The sequence below is a fragment of the Microcystis sp. M113S1 genome (assembly GCF_020246945.1).
Lineage (GTDB): Bacteria > Cyanobacteriota > Cyanobacteriia > Cyanobacteriales > Microcystaceae > Microcystis.
Genome location: NZ_JADBSA010000144.1, coordinates 1 through 5,778, shown reverse-complemented (window position 1 = coordinate 5,778; position 5,778 = coordinate 1). Strand labels below are relative to the sequence as shown.

The 5,778-nt window shown below is 44.2% G+C and carries 5 protein-coding genes; 3 read left to right on the top strand and 2 right to left on the bottom strand.

The window, feature by feature from the left end:
* Positions 1-370 precede the first annotated feature (370 nt).
* The 3 genes from IM319_RS07390 (at position 371) to IM319_RS22435 (ending at position 4,528) form a co-directional block, all read left to right on the top strand.
* Complete coding sequence (locus IM319_RS07390) at positions 371-3,160, top strand: sulfatase-like hydrolase/transferase (protein ID WP_287735156.1); 2,790 nt, start codon at positions 371-373, stop codon at positions 3,158-3,160.
* A 130-nt stretch (positions 3,161-3,290) separates the two neighbouring features.
* Positions 3,291-4,289: a formylglycine-generating enzyme family protein gene (locus IM319_RS07385; protein WP_287735154.1), complete on the top strand. Its 999-nt coding sequence runs from the start codon at positions 3,291-3,293 to the stop codon at positions 4,287-4,289.
* Positions 4,290-4,318: 29 nt separating this feature from the next.
* Positions 4,319-4,528: a tyrosine-type recombinase/integrase gene (locus IM319_RS22435; protein ID WP_353857186.1), complete on the top strand. Its 210-nt coding sequence runs from the start codon at positions 4,319-4,321 to the stop codon at positions 4,526-4,528.
* A 76-nt stretch (positions 4,529-4,604) separates the two neighbouring features.
* Here IM319_RS22435 and IM319_RS07380 read toward each other — a convergent pair whose 3' ends face one another.
* Complete coding sequence (locus IM319_RS07380) at positions 4,605-4,838, bottom strand: hypothetical protein (protein WP_287735153.1); 234 nt, start codon at positions 4,836-4,838, stop codon at positions 4,605-4,607.
* Positions 4,835-5,335, bottom strand: coding sequence for a thermonuclease family protein (locus tag IM319_RS07375; protein ID WP_287735151.1), 501 nt, complete (start codon positions 5,333-5,335; stop codon positions 4,835-4,837). Before IM319_RS07375 ends, IM319_RS07380 begins: the two co-directional genes overlap by 4 nt.
* Positions 5,336-5,778 lie beyond the last annotated feature (443 nt).

The window sequence follows — 5,778 nt, the reverse complement described above, 5'->3', positions numbered from 1 at the left end:
TTCTGATTCTGTTAGTAGTATTTGGCGGGTTTCGTTAATCAATTTTCAAATTTATTGCTGAAGTTTATTGATTTTATTCAAACATTTTTATGTTTTTTTTGAGCGATTTTTTCTTTGATTAGTCAATCTAGATATAGATAATTTTTACTTATCATTAGTCGTTGCCTCAGTACATAAATACTAGGAAAATTCCTAATTTTTTAGCCCCTATCATTTAGCGATCGCTATTGGACAAAAACTTTTCCATCTACTGACCTTTCTTTGGTAAATTGTTCATTGGGAATCACCCAATTCAATCCTCAATTGGGTTCGATTTTCGACAACGCACAATCTGACCCCTTACATTACATTAAGGAGACTCCAAACTCTCATGACTAAGGAATTCAACGGTACAATCGCTCTCGACATTCGAGACTCTGTCCCAGATTGGGAACCCTACGCAGAACCCAAAGCCCCAGAAGGTTCCCCGAACATTCTTTACCTCGTCATTGACGATACAGGCTTCGGGGCTTGGAAAATGTTTGGCGGCAAGATCGAAATGCCCAATCTGAGCCGGATTGCCAAAAAAGGCTTGGTATATACCAATTTCCATACCACTGCTCTCTGTTCTCCCACCCGTTCATCTCTTTTAAATGGACGCAATGCCACCAGTAACGGGATGTCTTGTATTGAAGAAGCCACCACGGGTTTTCCGGGAAGTAATGGTCGCATCCCCTTTGAAAATGCCATGATTCCAGCCGTATTAGGTGAACGGGGCTGGAATACCTTCGCTCTGGGTAAATGGCATTTACTACCAGAAGAAGAAGCAAATATGGCGGCAAGCAAGCGAAATTGGCCTCTGGGTCGTGGGTTTGAACGCTATTATGGATTTCTAGGGGGAGAAACGGATCAATGGTATCCCGATCTCGTCTATGACAATCATCTAATTGAGCCTCCCTATGGACCCGATTTGGACGACACGGAGAACGGCTATCATCTCTCGAAAGACTTGGTAGATAAGGCAATTTCTTTTATCCAAGATACAACCGCGATCGCCCCTAAAAAACCTTGGATGATGTACTTCTCTCCTGGCGCGAATCATGCCCCCCATCAAATCTGGCCCGAGATGATCTTAAAGTATGAGTACAACACAACTTTAGGAGATAAAAATAATCCAGAGGATACCTCCTTTATTGAGACTAGCGTCTTTAAAGATGGCTATGAAGAGTACCGCAAAGAGGTTCTCGCCAACATGAAAGCGTTGGGAATCTTTGAAGGCGACTTCTCCCCCGCGACGATCAATCCTCATAATGAGGGTGTACTTGATAAGAACTATGACGGTGAGCTTACTGTGGACGATATCATTGGAGTACCTCCAGGAAAAGCTTGGCCTTCCACCGATTATGTAAGACCTTGGGATGATTTGGACCAAAAAGAGAAGGCTCTGTTTATCCGTATGGCAGAAATTTATGCCGCTTTCTCCACCTACACCGATGAACAAATTGGTCGTTTGCTAGACTTTCTCGAAAAAACAGGGCAAATGGACAACACGATTATCATTGCGGTAGCGGATAATGGTGCCAGTGCCGAGGGAGGTCCTAATGGCTCAGTCAACGAAAACCTATTTTTCAATGGCGTTGAAGACAATTTTGACAAAAACTTTGCTTTGCTCCAGGCTCTAGGCACAGAAAAAACCTACAATCACTACCCCTCCGGTTGGGCATGGGCTTTTGATACCCCTTTCAAATACTGGAAACGTTGGTCTGGCTATGAAGGTGGTGCAGCCACTCCCTTTATGATGTGCGGACCCGGCATTGAAAAAACAACGGATGAAGACACATACGAATACCGTAAACAGTATATTCATGCGGTTGATCTGGTGCCAACCCTTTACGAAATGGTCAACATAGAACCCCCAGCAGTCGTCAAAGGCTATACCCAAAACCCGATTGAGGGCATCAGCTTCAAATATACTTTCGATCCTAAGTATGGTCAACCTAAGTATCAATTTCCTTACACAAATGATGATCTCAAACCCAAAGACGAGAATGGTAACTCGAAGAAAGTACGAGAGACTCAGTTTTATTCCATGCTGGGAACCCGGGCAGTTTGGTATAAAGGCTGGCACGCTTGTACTGTTCATGCTCCCACACCTTCTAATTGGGGTAACTTTGAGTTAGATACCTGGGAACTCTACTGTATGGATGGTTCTAACACGACGCTAGGAGCCAAGTTAGGATTATTGAGTGACCCCACTCAATCCACAAACCTGGTGTCAGAGGATTATTTAAACGGCCATAACGATCAGCGTAAAGACTTAGAGCAACAGCTCGAACGATTGAAAAATATGTGGTTCGTGCAAGCAGGTAAATATAACGGCGTGCCACTCGACGATCGCTCAACGACTGAAATCATTTCAACGCCACGCCCTCAGTTGTCAGATCCCCCATTTAAGGAGGGCGACGACACTAGTAAAACATTTGACTACACCTACTATCCAGGGGGATCCGAAATTCCTGAAGCGGTAGCTCCCAACCTTCGGAGTCGGTCTTATGCGATTACGGCAACCGTTGGTTTCTTCACCAATGGAGCCACTCCGGAAGGGGTTCTGTTAGCTCACGGGGGACGGTTTGGTGGACACAGTTTCTATATCCATAATAACCGGCTTTGTTATGTCTATAACTGGCTAGGGCAACGGGAGCAGAAGGTCAGTTGTCCACTCCCAACCGACGCTCTGGCTAATTTGACACCCAATGATGAAGTGAAGCTCAAAGTTGAATTTAACAAAAGTGCTTTACAGGAAGCAAAGGCTGGCCTTAATGCAGCCGAGTACGGTAACAGCACTTTAGGAGAAGTTCAACTGTCCATTACCATCAAAGGTACCCCTGTTTCAGATTTAGAGACGACATGGGAGTTGGGTAATGGAGAAGATTGGACGAAGTGGGGACAAGAGTGGGTATCCCCCAATCAGTTCCTGACCCAACCCTCCAAGTTTGCTCTATCTGGGGAAGGATTCAATATTGGTCGAGATGCGGGCCAGCCTGTGTCACAAGACTACGCAGAAGACATCCCCTACGAGTTTGAAGGCGCGATCCTTGAAAAGGTCGTAGTCACCATCAAAAACGACGCACCATCAGTAGATCCTGCGAAAGAATTCCAGGGTATGCTGTGGCGTGACTAACATCTTGAATCTAGGGACTTACCCATAGACACTATCTCTAGGGGCAATTCATCAATTGCCCCTACCCAAAACATTGTTTATAGGGGCATTGCCTAACTTCTAGTAATTTTAACCTTTACTCTTATTCAAAATGACTTCAAATTCACAAATATCTAAAAAACCGCCCTCTCATCCGGATAAACCTCCCCATAAAGATATGGTCTGGATTCCTGAGCGCACTTTCGAGATGGGAGCCAACAACTCAAAATATCCAGAAGAAGCACCCGCTCACTGGGTAACCGTCAGTGGCTTCTGGATGGATCGCTATTTAGTGACTAACAAACAATTTCAAAAATTCGTCAAAGAAACAGGCTACGTTACCTTTGCTGAAAAGCCCCCGAAGGCAGAAGACTATCCTGGCGCTGATCCCGCAATGTTAGTACCCGGATCGGCAGTATTTGTTAAGCCCGATCGCCCTGTCGATCCCCGGACTTTATGTTGGTGGCAGTACGTCCCTGGTGCTGACTGGCGACATCCTGAAGGTCCCAATAGTTCCATTAAAAATCGAGAAAATTTCCCTGTTGTGCATATTGTGTATGAAGATGCTCTTGCCTATGCTAAATGGGCAGGTAAAGAACTGCCAACGGAAGCCCAGTGGGAATTAGCAGCACGAGGCGGATTAGATGGCGCAGACTTCGCTTGGGGTAATGAATTTATGCCCAACGGTAAGGTAATGGCAAATACCTGGCAAGGAAGGTTTCCTTGGGAAAATTTAAAACATCATCCACCAGGGACAGAAGCCGTTGGTTGCTATCCTGCCAATGGCTATGGACTCTATGACATGATTGGTAATGTTTGGGAATGGACGACCGATTGGTATCGGGAGAAACATCCAGAAAACCCCACAAAAGCTTGTTGCACGCCCAAAAATCCTAGAGGTGGAACAGAAGCAGATAGCTACAACCGAAAATTATCACCCTCAATGCAAAAACCACGTAAGGTACTTAAAGGGGGTTCTTTTCTCTGTTCGCCTAACTACTGCGCTCGCTACCGTCCCGCCGCTCGTCACCCAGAGGATATCGATACCTCCACTAACCACATTGGTTTTCGGACAATTGTTTGCCCTTCTGTAACGATTGAACAAGATTAGGCAATTCCAACATCGAGTTAATAAACGATATGGAAAATAACCGCAAGCACCTGACCAGCCGTGAGGTGGAAAGACTGCTAGAGGCAATCAAGGGGAGCAGGAACGCCCCCCGCAATTTCTGTCTGGTGTTGTTGATGTATCGTCACGGATTGAGGGTTTCTGAAGCCTGTAGGCTGCGTCTAGACCAGGTGGATACGGATCCATCGGGATTAATCCTTCCTTTTGCCTCTACTCCATAGAAAAGCTCCCAGATGGTGACTAATGCCAGGGAATAAATGATCAGGCTCACTCCCGCGATTGCTAAATTTTTCCGATTTATTTCAATTGCTGATCGCATTTTGGATGGTGGCTGTAGCAGCTGATTTGATTGACCAATTTTAGATAATTAGCCGCAAAGAAAAAATAGGCAACCGTAACGGCGATCGATAAAATTGCTATTATTATTTGCAGTTTGTAATCTAAGCTCTTATCTAAGCTCTTATCTAAGCTCTTATCTAAGCTCTTATCTAAGCTCTTATCTAAGCTCTTATCTAAGCTTTTCAATTTCATCGGTTTTGCCTCCATGTCCAGGGTTCGATCGCTTGCCCATCTGCGAATAAGCCGATTTTTTTTGATTGGGCGATTTGAAATTCTCTATTGATCGAATTCCAGATCGGACAATTTCTTTTAAATCGATCGAATGCCCAAACTGTGCCGGCTTTGCTTTGTAGTGATTGCACTGCTTGCCATTTGCCGCCATTATTAATGTAGAGAATGGCGATAGTTCGGCCAAATCGATCGGTATTTATTCGATCGATTTTTACAGGCCTATCTGTGATTATTTCTCTGAGATGATCTCTAGAAGCTTTTCCGAAAGGCTGCTTTAATTCGGGGGCATCTATGCAGGCTAATCTTATCTTTTCCCCCTTGTCGGTGGTGCAAGTGTCACCGTCGTGGCAGCGATCTATTTTTACTTTTTCCCTTTTATCATCTGTAGATTGAGCCTTAATCCCTACTAAAATTATTGCGCTCAAAGCAATGATCAAAAGAGGATATCTTTTATCCATATTACTGGCCTAAAGGAATAGCAAAGTAAGTTACCCAGCTTCCATTAATCTTTCGGCACACTGGTGGCCGAACCGTTCGTTTTAGCTGAGAATATCGATATTGTTGGCCTTTAAAATATAGATTGCCATCGCCGTATTTCATTGGCACTAATCCGAAGCCGCAATTATTAAGATTAACTGTTCTTTTTTCTTCTCTTTGGATTCTAGAAATGAATTCGCCTTCTGATTCTAGATTTGCTATATAAACGGTTCGGGTCGCTGGATTATAAGCATTGCGGCCTAAACCGTTTCTCGCGCAATCATAACTAGGGTCTGCTGAAAAAGTTATTGAAAAGCACAGGTCTCTTAATCAATGATTTCACTTAGCTACAAGCATAAGCTTTAGTTGTTGATTAATCTCTAAGTCATAACTTATTGTCATCATTGACCCAGAAAAAGTGCGG

Coding starts and splice junctions, on each gene's coding strand:
- IM319_RS07390 (WP_287735156.1), top strand. CDS start 371: ATGACTAAGGAATTCAACGGTACAATCGCTCTCGACATTCGAGACTCT.
- IM319_RS07385 (WP_287735154.1), top strand. CDS start 3,291: ATGACTTCAAATTCACAAATATCTAAAAAACCGCCCTCTCATCCGGAT.
- IM319_RS07380 (WP_287735153.1), bottom strand. CDS start 4,838: ATGAAATTGAAAAGCTTAGATAAGAGCTTAGATAAGAGCTTAGATAAG.
- IM319_RS07375 (WP_287735151.1), bottom strand. CDS start 5,335: ATGGATAAAAGATATCCTCTTTTGATCATTGCTTTGAGCGCAATAATT.
- IM319_RS22435 (WP_353857186.1), top strand. CDS start 4,319: ATGGAAAATAACCGCAAGCACCTGACCAGCCGTGAGGTGGAAAGACTG.